The 21,517-nt window shown below is 47.2% G+C and carries 20 protein-coding genes, 1 tRNA gene and 1 pseudogene; 11 read left to right on the top strand and 11 right to left on the bottom strand.

Annotated features, from left to right (window positions below):
• Positions 1-12 precede the first annotated feature (12 nt).
• On the top strand, positions 13-768 hold the full coding sequence (locus DW083_RS15945; RefSeq protein WP_115498493.1) for a succinate dehydrogenase/fumarate reductase iron-sulfur subunit: 756 nt from the start codon (positions 13-15) through the stop codon (positions 766-768).
• Positions 769-1,128: 360 nt separating this feature from the next.
• Here DW083_RS15945 and dusB read toward each other — a convergent pair whose 3' ends face one another.
• Positions 1,129-2,112: a tRNA dihydrouridine synthase DusB gene (gene dusB, locus DW083_RS15940; RefSeq protein WP_115498494.1), complete on the bottom strand. Its 984-nt coding sequence runs from the start codon at positions 2,110-2,112 to the stop codon at positions 1,129-1,131.
• Between the two features lie 171 nt (positions 2,113-2,283).
• On the opposite strand from dusB, the gene DW083_RS15935 reads away from it, so the two are divergent.
• From DW083_RS15935 to dprA, 5 genes are all read left to right on the top strand, one after another.
• Positions 2,284-3,519, top strand: a complete 1,236-nt coding sequence (locus DW083_RS15935; protein ID WP_122333044.1) for a tetratricopeptide repeat protein — start codon at positions 2,284-2,286, stop codon at positions 3,517-3,519.
• A gap of 66 nt (positions 3,520-3,585) precedes the next feature.
• Positions 3,586-4,773 (top strand): 6-bladed beta-propeller, encoded by a 1,188-nt coding sequence (locus tag DW083_RS15930; RefSeq protein WP_122333037.1) that lies wholly within the window; start codon positions 3,586-3,588, stop codon positions 4,771-4,773.
• A gap of 171 nt (positions 4,774-4,944) precedes the next feature.
• The gene (locus DW083_RS15925; protein WP_122333043.1) at positions 4,945-6,204 is read left to right on the top strand and encodes a peptidase U32 family protein; all 1,260 of its coding nucleotides are present in this window, start codon (positions 4,945-4,947) and stop codon (positions 6,202-6,204) included.
• Positions 6,204-6,611: a thioesterase family protein gene (locus DW083_RS15920; RefSeq protein WP_115498499.1), complete on the top strand. Its 408-nt coding sequence runs from the start codon at positions 6,204-6,206 to the stop codon at positions 6,609-6,611. Before DW083_RS15925 ends, DW083_RS15920 begins: the two co-directional genes overlap by 1 nt.
• Complete coding sequence (gene dprA / locus DW083_RS15915) at positions 6,608-7,720, top strand: DNA-processing protein DprA (RefSeq protein ID WP_122333036.1); 1,113 nt, start codon at positions 6,608-6,610, stop codon at positions 7,718-7,720. Before DW083_RS15920 ends, dprA begins: the two co-directional genes overlap by 4 nt.
• Positions 7,721-7,963: 243 nt before the next feature.
• Here the strand turns inward: dprA and DW083_RS15910 are convergent.
• Positions 7,964-8,847: pseudogene (locus DW083_RS15910) on the bottom strand (glycerophosphodiester phosphodiesterase family protein).
• Positions 8,848-9,925: 1,078 nt separating this feature from the next.
• Here DW083_RS15910 and DW083_RS15905 point away from each other — a divergent pair.
• Positions 9,926-11,122: an ATP-binding protein gene (locus tag DW083_RS15905; protein WP_122333035.1), complete on the top strand. Its 1,197-nt coding sequence runs from the start codon at positions 9,926-9,928 to the stop codon at positions 11,120-11,122.
• A 77-nt stretch (positions 11,123-11,199) separates the two neighbouring features.
• On the opposite strand, the gene DW083_RS15900 is transcribed toward DW083_RS15905, so the two are convergent.
• The 4 genes from DW083_RS15900 to DW083_RS15885 form a co-directional block, all read right to left on the bottom strand.
• Complete coding sequence (locus DW083_RS15900) at positions 11,200-11,583, bottom strand: DUF3037 domain-containing protein (RefSeq protein WP_115498505.1); 384 nt, start codon at positions 11,581-11,583, stop codon at positions 11,200-11,202.
• On the bottom strand, positions 11,561-12,343 hold the full coding sequence (locus tag DW083_RS15895) for a HipA family kinase (RefSeq protein WP_122333034.1): 783 nt from the start codon (positions 12,341-12,343) through the stop codon (positions 11,561-11,563). The genes DW083_RS15900 and DW083_RS15895 overlap by 23 nt, the downstream gene beginning before the upstream one ends.
• Positions 12,344-12,728: 385 nt before the next feature.
• Positions 12,729-13,514, bottom strand: coding sequence for a LytTR family DNA-binding domain-containing protein (locus DW083_RS15890; RefSeq protein WP_122333033.1), 786 nt, complete (start codon positions 13,512-13,514; stop codon positions 12,729-12,731).
• A 3-nt stretch (positions 13,515-13,517) separates the two neighbouring features.
• Positions 13,518-14,276 carry a LiaI-LiaF-like domain-containing protein gene (locus DW083_RS15885; protein WP_115498509.1) on the bottom strand — a complete coding sequence of 253 codons (759 nt, stop codon included), beginning with the start codon at positions 14,274-14,276 and terminating at the stop codon, positions 13,518-13,520.
• A gap of 383 nt (positions 14,277-14,659) precedes the next feature.
• Here DW083_RS15885 and DW083_RS15880 point away from each other — a divergent pair, with 383 nt between their 5' ends.
• The 4 genes from DW083_RS15880 to DW083_RS15865 all read left to right on the top strand — a co-directional run bounded on the left by DW083_RS15880 (position 14,660) and on the right by DW083_RS15865 (position 18,036).
• Positions 14,660-15,457 carry a head GIN domain-containing protein gene (locus DW083_RS15880; RefSeq protein WP_122333032.1) on the top strand — a complete coding sequence of 266 codons (798 nt, stop codon included), beginning with the start codon at positions 14,660-14,662 and terminating at the stop codon, positions 15,455-15,457.
• Between the two features lie 22 nt (positions 15,458-15,479).
• Positions 15,480-16,313 carry a head GIN domain-containing protein gene (locus DW083_RS15875; RefSeq protein ID WP_122333031.1) on the top strand — a complete coding sequence of 278 codons (834 nt, stop codon included), beginning with the start codon at positions 15,480-15,482 and terminating at the stop codon, positions 16,311-16,313.
• A gap of 149 nt (positions 16,314-16,462) precedes the next feature.
• Positions 16,463-17,248: a head GIN domain-containing protein gene (locus tag DW083_RS15870; protein WP_115498512.1), complete on the top strand. Its 786-nt coding sequence runs from the start codon at positions 16,463-16,465 to the stop codon at positions 17,246-17,248.
• A gap of 2 nt (positions 17,249-17,250) precedes the next feature.
• Positions 17,251-18,036, top strand: a complete 786-nt coding sequence (locus DW083_RS15865; protein WP_122333030.1) for a head GIN domain-containing protein — start codon at positions 17,251-17,253, stop codon at positions 18,034-18,036.
• Between the two features lie 4 nt (positions 18,037-18,040).
• On the opposite strand, the gene DW083_RS15860 is transcribed toward DW083_RS15865, so the two are convergent.
• The 5 genes from DW083_RS15860 to DW083_RS15840 form a co-directional block, all read right to left on the bottom strand.
• Positions 18,041-19,051 carry an NAD(P)-dependent oxidoreductase gene (locus DW083_RS15860; RefSeq protein WP_122333029.1) on the bottom strand — a complete coding sequence of 337 codons (1,011 nt, stop codon included), beginning with the start codon at positions 19,049-19,051 and terminating at the stop codon, positions 18,041-18,043.
• Entirely contained in the window at positions 19,048-19,248 is a 201-nt protein-coding gene (locus DW083_RS15855) for a PLDc N-terminal domain-containing protein (protein ID WP_115498515.1), read from the bottom strand. The genes DW083_RS15860 and DW083_RS15855 overlap by 4 nt, the downstream gene beginning before the upstream one ends.
• Positions 19,241-20,002 carry a metal ABC transporter ATP-binding protein gene (locus DW083_RS15850; RefSeq protein WP_115498516.1) on the bottom strand — a complete coding sequence of 254 codons (762 nt, stop codon included), beginning with the start codon at positions 20,000-20,002 and terminating at the stop codon, positions 19,241-19,243. The genes DW083_RS15855 and DW083_RS15850 overlap by 8 nt, the downstream gene beginning before the upstream one ends.
• Complete coding sequence (locus tag DW083_RS15845) at positions 19,986-20,894, bottom strand: metal ABC transporter solute-binding protein, Zn/Mn family (RefSeq protein WP_122333028.1); 909 nt, start codon at positions 20,892-20,894, stop codon at positions 19,986-19,988. The genes DW083_RS15850 and DW083_RS15845 overlap by 17 nt, the downstream gene beginning before the upstream one ends.
• Before the next feature lie 516 nt (positions 20,895-21,410).
• Positions 21,411-21,492 (bottom strand) — tRNA-Leu (locus DW083_RS15840).
• Positions 21,493-21,517: the final 25 nt, after the last annotated feature.

The raw sequence follows: 21,517 nt of genomic DNA, 5'->3' as shown, positions 1-21,517 counted from the left end.
AAAATTAGAATCATGGATAAAGATATAAATATCACACTTAAAGTCTGGCGTCAGAAAGGTCCGAAAGAAAAAGGACAGTTCGAAACTTACCAGCTGAAAAACATTAACCAGGGCACATCTTTCCTGGAAATGCTGGATATCCTGAACGAACAACTGATTAACGAAGGTAAAGACCCTGTAGTTTTCGATCACGACTGCCGTGAAGGTATCTGCGGTATGTGTTCATTGTATGTAAACGGACACCCGCACGGACCGGCAACCGGTGCTACTACTTGCCAGCTCTATATGCGTCGTTTCAACGATGGCGAAACAATCACAATCGAACCGTGGCGTTCAGCCGGTTTCCCGGTAATCCGCGACTTGATGGTAGACCGTTATGCTTACGATAAAATTATCCAGGCAGGTGGTTTCGTATCTGTAAACACAGGTGGTGTGCCTGATGCAAATGCAATTGCTATCCCTAAGGCTGATGCTGATTTGGCTATGGATGCTGCTGCTTGTATCGGTTGTGGCGCTTGTGCCGCTGCTTGTAAGAACGGTTCGGCTATGCTGTTCGTTTCTGCTAAGGTCAGCCAGTTAGCTCTGTTACCGCAGGGTAAAGTGGAAGCTGCCCGCCGTGCGAAAGCAATGGTCGCCAAAATGGACGAACTGGGCTTCGGTAACTGTACCAACACCCGCGCTTGCGAAATGGAATGTCCGAAGAACATCTCTGTCAGCAACATCGCCCGCCTGAACCGCGAATTTATTTGCGCTAAATTGAAAGACTAATACATTATATATGTATATAGAAAAAGCCCGTTGCGATAAACAACGGGCTTTCTTTATTTTATGTCCACAAAAAAGCCGCACTCCATATAATAGGATGCGGCCTTTTTGCTGCTTTCCAGCGAAACAATCTCTCGATCCCCTCCCCGCAAAGACTTTTTGTTAACCTTAGATCTAAAATACTATGAAAAAAACTCACTGCAAATATAAACTATATTTATTATAAATGCAAGAGTCTTTAGTTACAATTTATTGCAAATTTGTCATTTTTCCTTTTAAAATTGACATTGTGCGCGATTTCACACTATTATAATATCAATAAACAGCCTGTTCCGGCAGAGGAAAGTCTTCCGGACTCCCCATTCAGATCGAATAGCGTTCAGGGATGGAATCCAAAATACCGAACAGTTCTTCGACCGTCTCCGCCCGCAACATTGCGACGCGCGTCTGCTTGAAATCAGCAATACCTTTAAACAACGGAGTAGCAGCCAGATGACGGCGGATATGCAAAATGCCCCGCCGTTCATCCAAGCGTTCGACACTTTGTATGACCTGTTTTTTCAATATGTCGAGATACCAGGAAAAAGACTCGGCAGGAAGCAATTCGCCTGTATTCAGGAAATGTTTCACCTCCCGGAAAATCCAGGGACGACCGATACTACCCCGGCCAATCATCACGGCATCCACTCCGTACTGCTCAAAACGTTGTTTGCATATCTCGGCAGAAGTGACATCGCCATTTCCTATAATAGGAATATGCATCCGGGGATTGTTCTTGACTTCGCCGATCAGTGTCCAATCCGCCTCACCCGTGTACATCTGTGCCCGTGTACGTCCGTGTATGGAAAGAGCGGCAATACCGCAATCTTGCAACTGTTCGGCCAAATCGACAATAATCTTGTTGTCGGCATCCCATCCGAGACGGGTTTTCACCGTAACGGGAAGTTTGACTGCTTTTACCACTTCACGCGTGATGTCCAGCATCAGCGGAATATTACGTAACATTCCGGCCCCTGCCCCTTTTCCTGCCACACGTTTCACCGGACAACCGAAATTAATATCGAGAATATCCGGCCGCGCCGCTTCACAGATTTGTGCCGCTTCCACCATCGTCGGGACATCGCGCCCGTAAATCTGGATAGCAACCGGACGCTCTTCGTCAGCCACATTCAACTTCTGCTGCGTCTTGTTGACACTGCGGATCAAAGCGTCTGCCGAAACAAATTCGGTGTACACCATATCCGCACCAAAACGTTTGCACATCAACCGGAAAGAAATATCTGTAACATCTTCCATTGGCGCCAGGAAGACGGGATGTTGACCTAAATCTATTGTTCCTATTTTCATCTTATATCTTAATATACGCACGCAAAGGTACTGATTTTCTGCCAAAAACAGAGGGGAAAGCGGCAATCTGCTAAAAGATATAATAATATAGTAATTACTACAATCCTCTAATAAAAGACAGGTTGTGATACGATTATGTATTATCTTTACCCCTTCAAAACAAGGAATACGATGATACATAAAATAGGGCTGGTCATTTTCGCCTGTCTCCTCGTAGCCTGTACGCCAACCGGCCGGGAAGATATTGCAACTACCGGGACACTTCTCCGGCAAGCGGCTTTCTATAAAGAACAGCTGCAATATCTTCCGGCATTGGAAACTTACCGGCAAGCGATCAGGCAAGCGGAAAAAGAAAAGGACAGCACAGCCCTTTCCCTCGCCTATCTGGAAACGGGAAAGATTTACCGGAACCAGTCTCTCAAACCAAAAGCGCTGCAAAGCGAAAAGACAGCATTGGCTTATGCCGAAGGGACAGCCTGCGACTCCCTTCGGATAGCTCTTTACCGGGAGATAGCCGATATTTATGCCTTATCCGGACAAACAGACAGCGCCTTTCACTACTACCAAAAAGCCGGTTGCCGGATCAGGCAGGCCCAGATATTACGGCAAACAGGAAAACAGAAAGAGGCGGAAACTATTCTGAAAACTGAGCTGGAACAAACACGTTCCCAAGAAGAGAAAGCGGAACTCTATCTGGCCCTCGCCGACCTGCAGATCAGCCGGGGACAACTGAAGGAAGCGGAAAAGAATTTAAGCCGGCTTCCCCCTTCACATCCGCATCTCTATGCAGCCTTGTCACGGGTTGCCCAAAGTCGTGGAGACAGCCTGCAAGCGGACTTTTATCATAAAAGCTATCTGCATTATCAGGATGCCCTGCGTAAAGAAATGGAACAAAACCAAGTCACCCAACTTCTCCGCACCTCGGAACAGAAAGAATGGGAAGCGCGTTTATCCGACTCGCAAAAGACAAAGCAGGGACAGATGTACGTCTGGATCGCCCTCTTAGTGTCTTGCGGAACGGGAGCCTGGGGCTATTCCCGTTATCGGCTGAAAAGGACAGCTGATAGTTTGTCCGAAACAGATTTCCTCTCTTCCGAAATTTATCTCCGTTTCCACAGAAAAGAAGAATGGAAACCGACGCCTAAGGATTGGGAAGAATTGTTGCAAGCCTTCAACCGAACCTATCCGGAGTTTCGCGAACGGCTGAAAAGAAAGATTCCGAAACTAAGCGAACAGGAATGGCGGATGTGTTGCCTGATCAAAATGGAGGTTCCGCCTTCTACAGCCGCCATGTTGCTCTGTTGCACCAACCAGGCCATTTCGATGCGCCGCGTCCGCCTGTATCAGAAAACGACAGGCGAAAAGGGAACGCCGGAACAGTGCGACGCCTTTATTCGTGATTTTTAAGCAGATGTGAACTGATGTGAAACCGCCAGGAAAACCGTTATTCCTACTTTTGCCCGAAAAAAGCGTATGAAAAAGATGTTATTTTGGCTGATAGCCGTTGTTGCTTTGACCGGATGCGGATCGAAAGATTCCACCGATAAATTGCCGGTACTCGATCTGACGGCCCCTAATTTTGCATCGGACCGGGTGGAGATTTCGGACGAGATAAAATCAATCGAATATGTTCCGTTGGAACTGACAGACGAATCCCTGATCGCCGAGATACTGGATTTGGCTGTTTCCGACGATTATGTCTTTATCTATTCCACCCGCCAGGACGGTATTTTGCAGTTCGACCGCAAAGGACACTTTGTCCGCAGCGTCGCAAAAACCGGAAACGGGCCGGGAGAAACGGCGCAGATCGTCTCGCTCTCGGTCGACGATGAGAACCGGCTGCTGTGTGTCAGCGAATTTTTTTCCACCTCTTTCTACTCTTTTGACGGCGAGTTCATTAAAAAGGTAAATACACTGCGCCCCTATCTCTGGCAATATTGCATCGGTCCCAACACGATGGCCGAAATGGGCCGCGAAAGCATCCCGATGGATACACCGGGAATATTCAGTCTCGGCGTTTTCAACTTAGCGACAGACGACACGGTTGCGATCCGTCAAACTGTCGGAAACATGGATCTATTGCCACTAAAGGAAACTTTGCTGGGAGAGTGGAGCTTTAACGGAGGCACAGGCGGCATGCTTTGTTATTCTGCCGGCATCGATACGGTCTGGAACTTGGGAATGGACGGCATTCATCCTGCCTTCCGCATCGATTTCGGCTTTTCCGCCGACGAACAAAAGATGGTACGTTCCGAACCGGGCGCGATCGTAGACGGGAAATACTGGATCTCCCGCTTCTTCGAGACTCCGCGCCGCTACATAGTCAAATGTTTCGAAGCCGACAACCAGTCACAATTCCATCTATTCAGTCTGGACAAGGAAACCGGAGCGGTATGCCACGAAAAATCTTCAATCGATGCCATGGAACTGTTTAAACATAACCGGATTCTGACGGGTATCGGCATCCATAACGAGACAGACGGCGGCCTTCCTGTCTGGCCGTATTATTCCTATCCGGGTAAAAAACTGATGGTACAACTCAACACCGCCGTAGAGATCGAATACCTGAAAGAGAAATATCCGGAGCTGAAGCAACACCCGGTCCTGCAAAAGATAACCGAAGACTCGAATCCTCTCGTCACAATTTACCATTTACGCTGATCCGCATAAACAGCCCCGGGCATCCGCCAAAAATTCCATGGGCATGGAAAAACTATTTCATGCCCATGGAACTAAAGTTGCATGCCCATGGAACCGGAGGCGGATGCAAATGCACATCTTCTCGGATATTATTCCTACCTTTGCAAGAGTAATCTGTAAATGTATAATAACTTGAACGAGAAAGATTTTGAAATAATGGCGCCCGTCGGTTCGTACGAATCGCTGATGGCGGCTATCCAGGGAGGAGCCGACTCTATTTACTTCGGTATCGAAGGGCTGAACATGCGTTCACGCTCTTCCAATAACTTTACGACAGACGATTTGCGTAAGATCGTAGCCATTTGCCGCGAGCACGGCATCAAGAGCTACCTGACCGTAAACACGGTAATCTACGGAGAAGACCTGCCGTTGATGCGCGAGATCATCGATGCAGCCAAAGCCGCAGAGGTTTCCGCCATCATCGCAGCCGATGTGGCCGCCATGAATTATGCCGACAGCATCGGACAGGAAGTGCACCTTTCCACGCAACTCAATATCTCGAACGCAGAAGCCCTGAAATTCTATGCCCGCTTTGCCGACGTGGTCGTGCTGGCACGCGAGCTGAACCTGAAACAGGTGCACGAAATATACCGCCAGATCGTCGAGCAAGAGATCAAAGGCCCGAAAGGCGAACTGATCCGTATCGAGATGTTCGCCCACGGCGCCCTCTGTATGGCCGTCTCCGGCAAATGCTACCTGAGCCTGCACGAGATGAACGCTTCCGCCAACCGGGGAGCCTGCATGCAGATTTGCCGCCGCGCCTATACGGTAAAAGATAAAGACAGCAACATCGAACTGGATATTGAAAACCAATATATCATGTCGCCCAAAGACCTGAAAACCATTCATTTTATGAATAAGATGATGGATGCAGGCGTGCGGGTGTTCAAGATAGAAGGGCGTGCACGCGGACCGGAATATGTGCGCCTCGTAACGGAATGCTATAAAGAAGCCGTACGCGCTTACTGCAACGGCACTTTCACAGAAGAAAAGGTCGCCGCCTGGGACGAACGCCTCAGCAGCGTGTTCAACCGGGGTTTCTGGGACGGCTATTACTTAGGACAACGCTTAGGCGAATGGAGCAGCAAATACGGTTCCGGCTCGACCAAGAAGAAAGTTTATGTCGCCAAAGGGATCAAATACTTCGACAAGATCGGCGTGGCCGAATTTGAAATGGAGTCCGGCACCCTGAAAGCAGGCGATGAAATCCTGATTACCGGACCGACTACAGGCGCTGTTATGCAGACGATAGACGAGATCCGCGTAGAGCTCAAACCGGTAGAACAAACCGTCAAGGGCGAACGTTTCTCCTTTAAGGTAAACGAGAAGATACGCCCGTCCGACCGGCTATATAAAATGGAAAAAGTTCAACTCGAAAAATCGTTTGAATAATGAAAGAATATCTCTTTAAACTGACAGACAAAGTCCGCGACTACGAATGTGACTTGCAGGGAGTTGTCAACAACTCCAACTACCAGCATTATATGGAGCATACCCGTCATGAATTCTTAGAATCGCTCGGCGAGAACTTTGGAAAGATGCATGAGAAAGGAGTGGACGGATTCGTTTCGCGGGTAGAAATCCAGTATAAAACTTCCCTGAAAAGCGGCGACAGCTACATCTCCTGCCTCAACGTGTATAAGAAAGGCGTCAAACTGGTTTTCGAACAGGACATTTACCGGGCTTCCGACAATGCGTTGGCAACAAAAGGGATCGTAGAATCAGTAATCGTAGAAAACGGGAAACTGACACGCGGCGAATATTTCGATGAAATGCTAAAAAGAATAGAACATACATGACAGAAAAACAGATTTACCAAATCGGCCTTACTATGATCAACGGCGTGGGAGACATCCTGGCGCGCCATCTCCTGCAAACATTGGGAGAAGCAGAGGCTGTGTTCGCTGAAAAGCAACAGTTGTTAGAGAGAATCCCGGGTATCGGCAGCGTCTTAGCTGCCGAAATCAAACGCCCGGAAGTGCTGCAACGGGCGGAAAAAGAGGCGGTCTTTATCGAAAAGAACCATATTTCCTGCTACTTCCTGGCCGATGCGAACTATCCGGCTCGCCTTAGGGAATGTCCGGACGCTCCTGTCCTCTTCTATTTTAAAGGAAATACCAATCTGGATGCAACGCGGATCATCAGCATTGTCGGAACGCGCAATGCCACCGAATACGGCAGGGAACTCACCGAATCGCTTCTGAAAGACCTCTCCCAAATTATCCCCGATTTATTAATCGTCAGCGGATTGGCCTACGGCATCGATATCTGTGCCCACCGAAGCGCTCTCCGAAACCAATTGCCGACTGTCGGCGTATTGGCGCATGGCCTGGACCGCATTTATCCGTCCAGCCATCGCTCTACGGCTGTCGAAATGCTGGAACGCGGAGGCCTGTTGACCGATTTCCCCAGCGGGACGGAGCCTGATCGTCCTAATTTCCTTCGCCGGAACCGGATTGTAGCCGGTATGTCTGATTGCACGATTGTCGTCGAATCGGCCGAAAAAGGCGGTTCCTTAGTGACGGCAGATATTGCCTTCTCGTATGGCCGGGACGTTTACAGCTTTCCGGGGCGCGTCGGCGACAGCCATTCCAAAGGCTGCAACAACCTGATCCGGCAGAACAAAGCCGGACTGATTACTTCAGCTGCAGACCTGATCTCCGCTCTTTGCTGGGACGTGCAAGAACCGGTAACACCTGTGCAAGCGGAACTGTTCTTTTCCGATCAGGAGCCGTTGGCCGAACAAAACCCGATTCTGAGAATCATGCAGAAAGAAAAGGAGATGCATATCAACCAGCTTGCCCTGGCATTGGATATGCCGGTCTATCAACTCACGACGCTGCTGTTCGAACTGGAAATAAACGGAAAGATAAAAACGCTGCCGGGAAATATCTACAAACTGCCCTGACCGGGCATCATTTTCATCAGGTAAAATAGGAACGAAACCCCTATAAACAATTAAAGGCTGTCTCACGACAACCCCTAACCAACTTTGTTAACCTTAAATCTAATACTATTATGAAAAAACCACATTGCAAAGATACACCTGTTTTGACCATTTGTCAAGCATTTTACCGCTAATACTTGTTAAATCAAGGTCTGTAAATAGCAAAAAGATTCTAAACGCCCCTAAAGAGTCTTCAAAACCACTCTATTTTGTTAAATCTAACCCTTGAAACAGGTACGGATAATCCGTTTCGATCACATCCGGATGCGTCCCGATCTCCGTTTTATAACCGGCAATCTTTTCCGCCTCCGTCTTCCCCCGGTCATGTGTCGGAGCAACTGAAATCATGCACATCACACCGTTACGATGCAAGGCATCATACAACGCCTGTTCTTCCGGCTTCATCTTCGGGCCGACATACGCCATTACCTGTTTCCAGGGAATGCCTGCTTTTTCGTATTTTCCGAACTCCTCCATATTCTTGCACCAGCAAGAGAACATTGCTTCAGGCTCCCGGTCCAGGTAGTAACGGGCCTGTTCGGCATTGTGAACCGTGTACATGACATTCACCGGATTCTCTTTCTCGATAAAATCAGCCATTATATCCAACGGGACATCTTTGATATCCAGGTTCAGGATTGTTTTGCCCTTGCTCCATTCAAGACATTCTTTCAAGGTAGGAATCTTGAAAGCGGTCACATTCCCGTTCCGGTCCACCAGATTGAACTGCTGCAATTCCGCATAGGTATAATCCGACACTTTTCCCTTTCCGGTCGTTGTCCGGTCAATGGTTTCGTCGTGCATCAGGACGATCACCCCGTCCTCGTCAAACGCGGGTCTATCTCAAAGAAAGACTCCATATAAGACAAAGTCTTCTCAAAAGACTCGATACAGTTCTCCGGATAACCATCCAGCATCCCGCCGCGATGCCCGCTGATCACAATCGGCCGATCCGGCGCATACCGGAAATAAGCATGCAGATCCCGGCTGTCTTTTACCGGAATATAATGAGGATTCTGAGCCGACAGATTCCCGACAGGCAGGAAAAGCCCGATGAAAAGTGCAAGAATTAAAGGTATAGCTTTCATGATCTTTATATTTATTGATATTCAATCTCGATACAGGGCTTAAAAGTAAGACTTTTCTGCCAGTCTCCTACCACAAAAAGTACTACAAAAACATGAATATTTGATTGGAAGCGAAAGTGGGAGGTATATAAAAAAATTAAGGATTGTCATCCCGACAACCCCTAACCAACTTTGTTAACCTTAAATCTAATACTATTATGAAAAAACCACATTGCAAAGATACACCTGTAAAGCCCGTTTGTCAAGCCTTTTACGGACAATATATGTTAAGCCGCAACAAGTATTTTGCCAAAAAGTGTTAGACACTTTAAAACTATACAGAATACGTGCAAATTCTGCTAAATTTAACAATTCAAACACTCTTTCCTTCCAAAAACATCTGCCTGATCTGCTTGTCACAATTCTACGCACCATTCCTTATTGCGGACCATGGTATGCAGATGACAATACATACATTTTTGCATCGAGAAATTACAATAACCCCCTTTTTTCCCGTTTTTCTATTTCGACCAAAATCTTGAACCATTTTGAAGTGTCTCTTTTCTCGTTTTTTGCCTTTCCTACTGACACCGGACGGAACGGGCTGCCGAGTCTATCCCGAAAAGTGTGCAATTTGATTGCAGGAAAGCATAAACGCTGGAAAAGTGATAAACCTTAACTCCCGGAGAATCGAATATTTGAAAATAAAACGGACGGCGTTCCAAATATCCCAAGGAAATTTAGGGGCTTTTTTGCAGTGAAGACGGTCGTTTTTCAAAAGAAGACGGTCGTCATCGCCATTACGACCGTCCTCATGGGTGATGCACTCGGCACCTCGCGAAGATTAAGACGGTCGCAATGGCAAAGAGGACGGTCGCAATGGCGAAAAACTCCCGAAAAAGGAGAAAAAGGGCATTTTTGACGTCTGAAAAGTGGATTAACATTTGTTTAGTTTCGGCGGTCGTCCGAGTCGGAAAAATGCGTTTTATACAATAAGCCTCCAGTAAAAAGATAGGAGAAACCGTATGAATAGTATTTGAGATACTAAAAAAAAGAGTATCTTTGGACAATTTTAAACTTACACTTTAAATTTGTCCAAATGCAGAGTAAAGAACTAATATACAGATCATTGTCAGAAGAGATAAAGCGATGTTTTGACTTCTTTCCGGTTATAACCCTGACTGGCCCCCGGCAATCAGGAAAGACGACAATCTGCCGTGAACTGTACCCAGATCTGCCGTATGTAAATCTCGAAGAGATCGACACACTGAACAGAATTAAAGAAGATCCACAAAGTTTTTTTGCCAATCATCCTAATGGTGCCATCATAGATGAAGCACACCATTATCCAGAAATCTTCTCCTACATCCAAGTCAATGTCGATGAAGATATCTATCAAGGAAAGATGGACCGAAAATTTATTGTGACGGGGAGTAGCAACTTTGCGCTATTGGAAAAAGTTACTCAGTCGATGGCTGGACGTACTGCCGTCCTTACTTTGCTGCCACTGTCACAAAAGGAATTACAGCAGGCTGGAAAAAAAACAGATACAGATCGACTAATCTTAAATGGCGGCTATCCCGCCGTATGGAATAACGAAACTGCACGTGAGATAATCTATCGGAATTATTTCACAACCTATATCGAGCGCGACGTACGGAGCATAATCAACATAAAGGACCTGATGCCTTTTCAAACATTCATGCGGCTGTGTGCCGGAAGGATAGGGACAGAATTCAACGCATCGGCCCTGTCAGTGGCTGTCGGCGTGAGTGTGCCGACAATCAACAACTGGCTTAGTGTCCTGGCCGCATCCTATACCGTTTACCTGCTATCACCTTATCATGCCAATATAGGAAAAAGGCTTACTAAAACCCCGAAGCTTTATTTTTATGATACCGGCCTGGCTACTTTCCTACTGGGTATAGAGAATGAAGAACAATTAAAAACACACCCTTTGCGGGGAGAGCTGTTCGAAAACATGGTCGTTAACGAGATGATGAAAGAAGGGCTCAATAAAGGGAAAGAAGAACATCTGTATTTTTACCGTGATAAGACACAAAGGGAAATAGATGTAATCCGGATGAAGGCTTTAGACCTCGAAGCATACGAGATAAAATCCGGGAAGAGTTATAATGGCGATTATTACAAACAGTTGAAGTTCTTCAAGGATTTATTGGGTGATCAGGTGAAGCGGACAGCTGTTATCTATGATGGAGAAACAGACAATAGGGACTTGATAAACGGCCTTTATAATTATCGGGACTTTAGTTTATATGATAATAAAACACTGTAAATGTATATATTATGGCACTAATGGACAAATTTAAAGTTGCATTTTAAATTTGTCCATTAGTGCATACGGCGCAATCCTTACAAAACCAACTCCCTGAACAATGTCTCCAACGTCTGGTCCAGATCGTCGGAGAAACCCGGATGCGGGCGGGAAGTTTGGATGGAGGCACTCCGGACAGCTGTCAGCCAACGGAAACGTTCCGGGATGTCGAGGGAGGCGATCGGGCCGCCGTCGTTGGCTCCGGAGCAGATTCGATCGAAAACATGGAGGTTGGCGAACAATGCTTCACGGTCCAACTCGGAGGAAAAGAGGTTCAGCTTGTCCTCGTCTACTTTATAAAGCGCTTTGATATATTTCGCCCGCTTCGAGAACAGAATGATTCCGACATTGAAAAACTCCTCCCGTTCCACCCGGGGAACCAGTCGGATCACGGCATATTCATATAAGTGTTTTCCTTGCATCCTGCGCTTCTTTTACAAATGTTTCGGAATGGGCCAGTCTTTCACACAAGAACTGATAATAGACTTCTCTTATCTCATCCGGACTGCCGGGACTGTCGCTCCAATGCAACCAGTCGTCCGGGATCAGGGCGACGATCTCACGTATCTTCTCATCCGTCAGCAAGCGTTTCATATCGGCATCCGCCTCTTCCAGCCGGGAGGCTTCGGGCAACAGGACATGGTCTTTTATCTGCACGAAAGGGCTAACGGCATGTTTCTTCCAGTTCACCCACGAATAATGGAAATAGAGGGAAGCACCGTGATCGATCAACCACAGTTCTTTGTGCCACATCAGCATATTAGTATTACGGAACGTGCGGTCCACGTTGGTCAGGAACGCATCCAGCCAGACAATACGGGAAGCCTGTTCCGCACCGACCTTTGTCACCACCGGATCAAACGTCAAAGCGCCCGACAAGAAATGCAGCCCTAAGTTCAGCCCGCGACTGCCTTGCAGCAAATCCTGTATCTCCTCGTCCCCTTCCGTACGGCCGAATGCCTCGTCCAGGTTCAGGAAAACCAGTTCGGGCACGTGGAAACCAAGCGCACGGGCCACCTCGCCGCCTATCAGTTCGGCAATCAGCGCTTTCGTCCCGTGACCGGCACCGCGAAACTTCACGACATATTTGAACTCATCGTCCGCTTCCGCCAGTGCCGGCAACGAGCCGCCTTCCCGAAGGGGCATGATATACCGGGTTACATTTGCTGTTCGTAATTCCATCGCATTCCATTTATTTCGGAGATAAAGATACAAGTTCTTTTTAAACAAACGAAACGCCGAAAAGATTCAAACTTAATTTACTTCCAACTCTTCCCAGGCCGGGAGTGTAGGGAATTTATTTTATTGAGAATATTCATTTACAGACCCCCATAAACAATTAAAGGCTGTCTCACGACAACCCCTAACCAACTTTGTTAACCTTAAATCTAATACTATTATGAAAAAACCACAATGCAAAGATACAGGCGTCAAGCCTTTTGTCAAGCCTTTTGCAGACAATATTTGTTAAGCCCGAAGCCTCTTTTCGACAAAAAGTGTTACAAAGCTCAAAACTTAATACAAAGGCGTCAAATTCTGCTAAAATTAACACTTTTACAGTCCCAAATCAGAGGGAAAGACGTTCTTTCAGGAGCTTATAACCGCCATTGCTTGCCCGCAGGCAAACGCCGTTTTTAAGCCGGACCTGGTAATTTTCTTTTCCGAACAGTTCCACCCGCAAAATCTGTTCTGTATTGACGATACAGGAACGATGAATCCGCACAAATACCGTAGGAGGAAGGTGTGTCTCAAAATATTTCATCGTCTGCTCTTTCACGAATTGCCCATCCGGGGTAAAGAGCGTGACATAATCGCCTCCGGCCTGCAGGTATAACAGTTCATTCAGATGAATGATATGGATGCGGGAGCCGTCTTTCACGGAAACCCGGTCCAGGAAAGCCTCTTCGGCCTGTACCGGTTCTACCGTTTCTATTTCAGAAGCCTCTTCAAACTCCTGATCATCGGTCCGGTTCATCCGGTACCATTGCAGCAGGACGATCCAGCATAAGATACCGAAAACCAGGCGAAGGGGTATCGTGTGGACAAAATCATCAGTGGTTCCCTGTTCCAGTAGCACTTGCAGTTCGAATGCCCCGGCCAGGCTGATTGCCTGAACCAACACAGCCAGTGCAACCCGTATCTGCAAGGCATGGATAGTTCCGTCGACATATCCATACAGGAAACCCGCCACAGCCAACAATCCGACGGAAACCAGACCGTCTAAGCAGGCATTCCACAATCCCTCCTGCCCATAGCAAAACAGGAGCCATGCATAAACCATCCATGCCACTACCGCCAGGGTAATCCCTATTATGCGGTTAACGACCGATTCTATAAATGGATGCGTTTGCATAAATCAACTTTTAAACTCGATACCTCCGAAAGAGACTCTTCCTCTTACTAAGAGTACGTGTTCCCTGTCTATTTCTATAGATGTGTTATATCGCTTATCGTCACACCCGCCGATAAGAGCATCGATCTGCGTTTGCAAGTTCCAGTCCGAGGGCAAATAAATCTCGACTCCGCCAAAGGTACAGTCCACGTCTATTGCAGTCTGTGCAGCTTCCAGCCGTGTCCGGCGCAGGTCCAGGATAGTCCCGCCGAATGTATTTTTAATCCGCGCCCCTCTAAAGACCGGGTCCAATACAATCTGCCGGACGGAACCAAACGTATTATCCGAAACCACATACCCGTCCTGCGAGCTGTAAACCTCTTTGGCATATTCCGTCCTTCCGTCCCAACGGCGACGGGAGGCATGATGTCGCGGCTTAAAAAGAATCATGAGCCCTGTTGCAATGAGAAAGATCGGCCAAAATGCGTTGTCCCACTCCCTCCCCATACTGGTTATTTCGGGTAACAAAAAATAAACACCGATAGCGATCGTAACAAAACCTCCTATAAAATGCCGCTTAATCAGGTTCACGACACCAACCACAACCAGCAACATCTGCCACGACACTAAAATATCGAAAAGATAAGAATCGATCAGCCCGAAATTTCTTCCGAGATAGAGCAAGCCGACTATAATAAATACAGCAGCAGTTGCAAGTGTATTCAGTCTCTTGTGGTGAGGGAAGCCACCTCTGTAAAAATTTCCCTGTTGATTTGTTTCCATACTCATATCATTTTAATTTGCTGCAAAACTACGGTCAGCGAGTCACTTACGCAATAGAAACACGGCCGGTAACGGGTAAATCCCGACGAATACCGGAGTATTCCCGATAAAAAAAGGCTCCTGCACCGGCAGAAACCCCTATAAACAATTAAAGGCTGTCTCACGACAACCCCTAACCAACTTTGTTAACCTTAAATCTAATACTATTATGAAAAAACCACGATACAAAGATACGGGCTTTTCCGAATTTGTCAATAGTTAAAATGCTAATTTGTGTTGTACAGCATATAAGAAAATTTAATTTGAGAAATAATAAAGAATATATGCAACCGTCGTCCCACCCCGTTCGTCTTTAAAAGAAAACGAACAAAAAAGCATAAGACATGAAAACAAGAGTATTTTACTTTATCGCCAGTATCCTGCTGATGGCTACAAACGGGTTTGCCCAGAAGAATACGATAAAAGGTGACGGAAACATCACAACGAAAGAAATATCCATATCCGATTACGACGAAATCTCGTATGTCGGAAGAATGGATATCGAATACGAACAGTCAAACGCTTCGCCCTACCTGAAAATAACAGTAGACGAAAACATCCTGTCCAATCTTGAAATCAAAGTAAAGGGCAAGACACTGATCATCCAGCCCAAAAGCAGTGGATTTTCGCGCAGCCTGAACCTCCAACCGACTGTTTGCGAAATAAAAACAAACTCACGGAGTCTGAAAGAGATAAGCGCTGTCGGAAGCGGTGAATTCACTGTGACAAGCCTCCTCAAAGTCGACAAAATAGAGGTAAGCATTGCCGGAAGCAGCACGGTAAACTTCGACAAATCGCTGGAAGCGCGTAAAGTGGAATTCAGTGTTGCCGGGTCAGGCGATCTGAATGCAAAGAAATTGAAAGTGGACAATCTGGATTGCAGTGTTGCAGGCAGCGGTAACATCACACTCAAAGGAGAAGCCGAACGGGGCAGCATGAGCGTTGCCGGAGGCGGAGACATCAGCGCTTTTGGCTGCACGGTCAGAAAAGCGGAATGCAGCGTTGCCGGCGGTGGTAATATCGAAGTCTTTGCATCCGAACAATTGGATGCCAGCATAGCCGGGGGCGGACATATCCGCTACGAAGGCGACCCCGAACTCAGCAAAAGCGTTGTCGGCGGAGGTTCTATCAAGAAAAATTAATCACCATAATACTAAAGAAGCGATGAAAACAAAACTAATCACGTTAGCAACTCTGTTCTTTTTATGTATAACAGCCGGATATGCTAAAGATATAAAAGGCAACGGTACTGTCATTACCAAAGATATCCAAATATCCGACTACACCGAACTCCGTATCGGCGGGAACATCAACGTAGACGGAAATAACTTCTTTTCTTCAAAAGGAGGAAACAAAGGCCCGGTCTTTAACTACATGCAGAAAGCCGGAAAATCATCCCTGCAAATCACGATTGACGAGAATCTGCTTTCGCAACTGGAGATCAATGTATCTAACGGATGTTTGAGTATCCGGACCAATAACAAAGACAGACTCTTTCCGACAAAACTTATCATCAACAGCAGTTCGGCCAAGCTAGAAGAAGTTAAAATAAGCGGATGTGTCGATTTTATACTCCAAAATAATTTTACCGGCGATGACCTGAAAATGAATATATCCGGGTCCGGGGACATCTACCTGAACAAACCGGTACGCATTGCAAACACATACGAGATAAAAGTCAGCGGGTCCGGCGATATGAAAGCAAACAACCTGACATGCCGGAACATCGAAGCATCGATATCCGGCTCAGGCGACCTGGACCTAAAAGGGAAAGCGGAAAGCGGCGTATATAAAGTAACGGGCAGCGGAGATATCAGTGCATACGGATTTGTCGTCAAAGACCTGAAATGCAAGGTGAGCGGCAGTGGAGACATTGAAGCGCACGCAACCGAAACGTTGGATGCTTCTACCTCCGGAAGCGGCGATATCCAATATAAAGGATATCCCAGAGCCGATATCCGCAGTACTGGATCCGGAGATATCAAACGTATAAAATAGACTGAATATATTATGTAAAACACCTGTAATTATCAGTAACTGAACTGACAATTACAGGTGTTTTTATGCGTACTTTTACAAAATTCCTTCTACATTTGTAACCAGGGCGCGACAGATGCGTCTAAAAATATAATATAAAGAAGATGTACATGAAAACAAAAGGACTATTAGCGATTGCTTTCCTGCTGGGAATATTTTTCTCCGTCCAGGCAGCAGACCATGTAAAAGGAAACGGAAAACTCTCGACCAAGAAAATAACCGTAGGCGATTATAACGCAATTAAGATAGACGGAGTGATCGATTTCAACTACGAACAGTCGGATGCAACCCCTTACCTCGAAGTGACAGTAGACGAGAACCTCCATCCTTACGTCAACATCGACATAAAAGATCGCGAACTGACAGTCAGCTTTAAAGGAGCCAAGGTAGACCACTTCACCAAGTTCATCGTCAAGACCAACTCCAAATGGCTGAAAGAAGTAAAAGCCGCCGGTAATGCAAACTTCATGATTAACAGTAAGTTGACCGGTGACGAACTGAAGATCAAGGCAAACTCCAACTGCCTCGTCCAGCTGAAGGAAAAAGTCGAAATAGGCAAACTCGACCTGAACGTATCGGGCAGCGCCAACATGGTTGTCAACAATTTGCAGGCCGACAAACTGGAATGCAGCATCAACGGTTCCGGTACAATCAACCTGAAGGCAGGAAAAGCCGGGGAAGCGGATTACAGCATCACGACCGACGGCGAAATCATGGCATTCGGCGTTGCCGTTCCCGAAGTCAACTGTAAGATAACCGGTAAAGGTTCCGCCCAGGTTCATCCTACTGAAAACCTGAAAGCGACGATTGTCGGCAAAGGTAATATCCGCTATAAAGGCCCGACAGCCGTACAGCAAAAAGTGATAGGAAAAGGAACGGTAGAAGAAGAAAAATAGACATGAAAACAAAAGTATCTTTATTAGCGCTCTTGTGCATCCTCTTTGTGATGTCCGGTTGTTCGCGTATTATCAGGGGAGACGGAAAGGTGGAAACCATAAACGTGCCTGTCGAAGAATATGACGAGCTATCCGTAGCCTGCCCGACGGGAAAAATCCATTACGCACAGGCGGAAGGGGCTGCCGCTTTGTCGATTACGACAGACCGCAATGTCTATGACATGCTCGAAGTATATGTAAGCGACAAGACTTTAGTCATCAAGCTCAAAGACGCTTATAAAGAGAAATTCATCTGGCCGTCCGAATTTACGGTCCGGGCAAGTTCCGAAAAGATGAAAGAGATCAGTCTCGCCGGCAAAGCCGAGATTAACCTGGACGGCCCGTACACGGCCGAAGAACTGGAAATATCAGTGGCCGGCTCGGGAACAATCAACCTCAACGACCGGATCGAGGTGGAGAAACTATCAACCAGCTTAGCGGGAAGTTCGACCATCAACGGCAAAGACCTGGATGTCGGCACGCTCGAGTGCGAAGTAGCGGGTTCGGGTACTTACCAACTGGGAGGAGCCGCCAAAAAAGTTTCTTATGAAGTGGCCGGAAAAGGCCGGGTCAAGGCATATGACCTGAAAGCGGAGGACGTATCTTGCGAAGTGGCCGGTTTCGGGATATTCAATGTGTATGCCAGCAACAACCTCAGCGTGGAAGCGGCCGGGTTTATCAAAATCAGCTACAAAGGTAGTCCGGCTCTCTCAACAGAAGGGATCGTCATGGCGCGAAAGGCAGACTGACCCTCTACAGCCAGCCTTCTTTCCTGTACCATTCGATACTTTCTTCCAGCCCGCGACGTAGCGGATAAGCCGGAACAAAGCCAAGTTCTTTCTGAAGCGGCGTAACGTCACAAATCCAGTTACGCTGCTTCAGGATTATATATTTATCCGTATTCAACGTCATGCTCTTCTTCAACAGCCTGCCGACCCATTCCGAGCACAGGCAGGCAATATGCACCAATCCCATTGGAATCCGGGCACGCAAAACATGCTTCTTTTGCAATATTTCCTGGATCATCCGGGCAAACGACTCGTCTGTATAGACATCGCCATCCGCCACAAAGTAATGGCGGTTCCGGATAGCATCATTCTCCAATGCCAGGAAAGCGACGGTAGCCAAATCTTTTACGTATATAAAGGTAATGCGTTGCGGCGTAAGACCGGCGGTAAAGTCGAAACCGGACTGCACACTTTTAATCTCCACAAAATAATCCCTCTCGCCCGGTCCGTACACGCCTGTCGGACGCAGGATGACATACGGGAAATAGGGTTGTTGCCGCAGGTAGTTTTCCGCCTCCAACTTGCTCTTTCCATAAGCCGTGTCCGGCAATTGAGGATCGTCCGGCGAAATCGGTCGGAATGTCTTCTCATCCCCACGCCCATAACTACTCAGGCTGCTCATCAACAGGAACTTCTCCGGCTTACAACCGGATGCGGCAAGCGCTTCGATCAGGTTAGCGGTATTCCCGGCATTGATGCGGAAAAAGTTTTCTTTATTAAGCGTTTTCGTCAGCCCGGCATTATGGATCACATAATCCCAGGCGCCATGCTCGCGGACAAAGTCAGCCAATTGGGCCGTCAACGCTTTCCGGTCAGAATATTTCAGGTCGATAAAATGAATCCGTTCATCCTTCAGATTGGCACGGCTACTCGTCGAACGGACTCCCGCCCACGTCTCATAGCCCCGGTCGAGCGCCTCTTTTACGAGGAAACCGCCGATAAAACCACTTGCTCCGGTAATCAGTATCTTCTTCATTTATTCTTCATATAATAGGTATAGTAGTACAACAGCAGGCCGATCCAGTTCAACACGATGATAGTCAGAATCCAAAGAATCTTCTGTCCACGCGTGATGAATGGGTTCTGCCTTACGGCGGTAATACCGAAAATAATAACTGCAATGCCGACGATATATCCGATCTCCGGCAGGCTTATCCAACAAAGGTTACTCATGTTCGTGTTTTTTCAAAACCCGGTGAGGCAAGTCACCATGTCCGATCAGCTCTATCGGGCAGGCATATTTCTCGCCCAACCATTCCTCGGACACATCCGCGCCGGGATGGTAATGTAATGTTTCATTTACGCAGGCAATGTTCTTTACCATCGCCAATACGGTTCCGATATCGTGCGAAACCAGGATGATTGCGCTCTCTTTATTGATCTCTTCCAATAATTTATAGAAGTGAGACTCGAAACGCTTGTCCACATACGAGTTCGGCTCATCCAGTATCAACACCTGCGGACGGGAAACGATAGAGCGTCCCAACAGCACCCGCTGCAACTGCCCGCCGGACAGTTCGCCGATCGCGCGGCCAGCCAGTTCTTCCAGCCCCATCTTGCCGATCACCTCTTCCACCCGTTGCTTCTGGCCCGAATCGAACGAACGGAAAAGCTTCTTTTCCGAAGCAAGTCCGGAAGCGATCACCTCGCGCACGGAGATAGGGAACTTCTTATCGATGTTATTCAGCTGGGGCAAGTAACCTATCCGGAGAGAAGAGACAGCCTTGCCGTCCTCATAAAAACGGATCGTGCCGGAAACGGGAGACAGCAAGCCGAGTATTACCTTCAGAAGCGTCGTCTTCCCACCCCCGTTAGGTCCTATAATCCCGAGGAAATCATCTTTCCAGATTGTCAGGGAAACATCGCGCAAGACGGTTTTATTGCCATACGCTGCCGTTACATGTTCTATGTCAATCAGTTTGTCCATCAGCCAATGCTTTTGCTATATGAATCATTTCCGTATTCCAATGATAATCCAGCGGATTGATGACCACCAGGCGGCAGCCGGTCTCCTTTGCGATCAGTTCGGCATTCTTCCGGTCGAACTCCTGCTGGATAAAGACAACCTTCGTATGATGCTCCTTGGCTGTCATAACCAACTGTTTCAGCTGGGCAGGCGAAGGTTCCTTCCCGTCCATCTCGATGCAAAGCTGGGTAAGATCGAACTCGGCGGCAAAATAGGTCAGGGCCGGATGATAGATAATGAACGTACGGTCGGCCAACGGATCGAGCAGCTGTCTGATCTCGGCTTCTGTCTTTTCGATCTCCGCCAGCAGATCGTTATAATTCTTCCAATAATATTCGGTATTCTCTTTATCCAGCTCGATAAAGGCATTCAGCGTATTCCAGGCAATCACTTTCGCTCCTTCGATGGAACTCCAGATATGCGGGTCGACACCTCCTGCATGGTGGTGGTGATGTCCGTCGCCGGCTTCGTGCTCATGCCCTTCATGCTGGTGCTCTTCTTCCGTATCCTTCATAAACTGCATACCCTGGGAAACATCGAATATCTTCAGATCGGGATTATTCTCACGTATCTTCTGCATCCACACCTGCTCGAATCCGATATAACCGATCTGCAGGTAAGCGGCACTCCGCCCGATCTGTACCATTTGCTTCGGAGTCGGATCGTAGGTTTCGGGACTTTGTCCGGAAGGAACCACACTATGGATGGCAAACTTATCTCCTGCAATCTTCTCGGCAAAAAAGCGCTGCGGCTCTATCGTCACCGTCACCACTTTTCCACCCGCCTGCTTTCCTCCACAGGCGGTAAGCAGCAGCAAGACTGTCAAAAGAATATATATTCGGGTATATTTCATCTTACTCTCTATTTTGACAAGGATACAAAGATAGGAACAATCCGGCAAATATACTAAACAACAGAATAATGCCTTGCCAGCTTAACATACATTTTACAATAGCTACAATTTAAGAAATAGTGAACCTGTAAATGCTGATTTATTGTTTCATATTTGGTAAATAGTGAATCAATAACGGATAAACAGCGGTCCTCTATTGCATGTTACGGCTGTATTCCTTTTATGTCACAACTGTCTTCCTTCTATGTTACAGTTGGATTTCTTTTGTTTCACGGCCGTGACATGAATAGCGGGTAGGTACGGAAGGAGCACACATCCCGCATCGTTCATTCTATCTGCCGGGTGATTCATTCCTTTACGGCACTATAACCCCATGAAGTACTGCACTTGTTGACAAGAAGGGCGGTTCGCGAACCGCCCCTACGAGGTCTGTTTGTTTCGTATCTGGCAAGAAATGAACTGCTATAAAACAAAAAGAGCCTGCTCCAACGGAACAAGCTCTTTTTTGTTTTTTCGTGCGCCTGATAGGACTCGAACCTACACGTCTCTCGACACCAGATCCTAAGTCTGGCGTGGCTACCAATTACACCACAGGCGCGTTGCGAGTGCAAAGGTAAATAAAA

It is taken from the genome of Parabacteroides sp. AF48-14, assembly GCF_003477465.1.
Lineage (GTDB): Bacteria > Bacteroidota > Bacteroidia > Bacteroidales > Tannerellaceae > Parabacteroides > Parabacteroides acidifaciens.
The sequence above is the reverse complement of the archived record's forward strand: the minus strand, read 5'-3'. Positions and strand labels throughout refer to the sequence as shown.

Excerpts from the sequence above, each read along its gene's own strand:
- DW083_RS15875 (WP_122333031.1), top strand. The coding sequence starts at position 15,480 with ATGAAAACAAAACTAATCACGTTAGCAACTCTGTTCTTTTTATGTATA.
- DW083_RS15930 (WP_122333037.1), top strand. The coding sequence starts at position 3,586 with ATGAAAAAGATGTTATTTTGGCTGATAGCCGTTGTTGCTTTGACCGGA.
- DW083_RS15945 (WP_115498493.1), top strand. The coding sequence starts at position 13 with ATGGATAAAGATATAAATATCACACTTAAAGTCTGGCGTCAGAAAGGT.
- DW083_RS15935 (WP_122333044.1), top strand. The coding sequence starts at position 2,284 with ATGATACATAAAATAGGGCTGGTCATTTTCGCCTGTCTCCTCGTAGCC.
- DW083_RS15870 (WP_115498512.1), top strand. The coding sequence starts at position 16,463 with ATGAAAACAAAAGGACTATTAGCGATTGCTTTCCTGCTGGGAATATTT.
- DW083_RS15865 (WP_122333030.1), top strand. The coding sequence starts at position 17,251 with ATGAAAACAAAAGTATCTTTATTAGCGCTCTTGTGCATCCTCTTTGTG.
- dusB (WP_115498494.1), bottom strand. The coding sequence starts at position 2,112 with ATGAAAATAGGAACAATAGATTTAGGTCAACATCCCGTCTTCCTGGCG.
- DW083_RS15880 (WP_122333032.1), top strand. The coding sequence starts at position 14,660 with ATGAAAACAAGAGTATTTTACTTTATCGCCAGTATCCTGCTGATGGCT.
- DW083_RS15855 (WP_115498515.1), bottom strand. The coding sequence starts at position 19,248 with ATGAGTAACCTTTGTTGGATAAGCCTGCCGGAGATCGGATATATCGTC.
- DW083_RS15885 (WP_115498509.1), bottom strand. The coding sequence starts at position 14,276 with ATGGAAACAAATCAACAGGGAAATTTTTACAGAGGTGGCTTCCCTCAC.
- DW083_RS15890 (WP_122333033.1), bottom strand. The coding sequence starts at position 13,514 with ATGCAAACGCATCCATTTATAGAATCGGTCGTTAACCGCATAATAGGG.
- DW083_RS15845 (WP_122333028.1), bottom strand. The coding sequence starts at position 20,894 with ATGAAATATACCCGAATATATATTCTTTTGACAGTCTTGCTGCTGCTT.
- DW083_RS15900 (WP_115498505.1), bottom strand. The coding sequence starts at position 11,583 with ATGCAAGGAAAACACTTATATGAATATGCCGTGATCCGACTGGTTCCC.
- DW083_RS15850 (WP_115498516.1), bottom strand. The coding sequence starts at position 20,002 with ATGGACAAACTGATTGACATAGAACATGTAACGGCAGCGTATGGCAAT.
- DW083_RS15905 (WP_122333035.1), top strand. The coding sequence starts at position 9,926 with ATGCAGAGTAAAGAACTAATATACAGATCATTGTCAGAAGAGATAAAG.
- DW083_RS15860 (WP_122333029.1), bottom strand. The coding sequence starts at position 19,051 with ATGAAGAAGATACTGATTACCGGAGCAAGTGGTTTTATCGGCGGTTTC.
- dprA (WP_122333036.1), top strand. The coding sequence starts at position 6,608 with ATGACAGAAAAACAGATTTACCAAATCGGCCTTACTATGATCAACGGC.
- DW083_RS15895 (WP_122333034.1), bottom strand. The coding sequence starts at position 12,343 with ATGGAATTACGAACAGCAAATGTAACCCGGTATATCATGCCCCTTCGG.
- DW083_RS15920 (WP_115498499.1), top strand. The coding sequence starts at position 6,204 with ATGAAAGAATATCTCTTTAAACTGACAGACAAAGTCCGCGACTACGAA.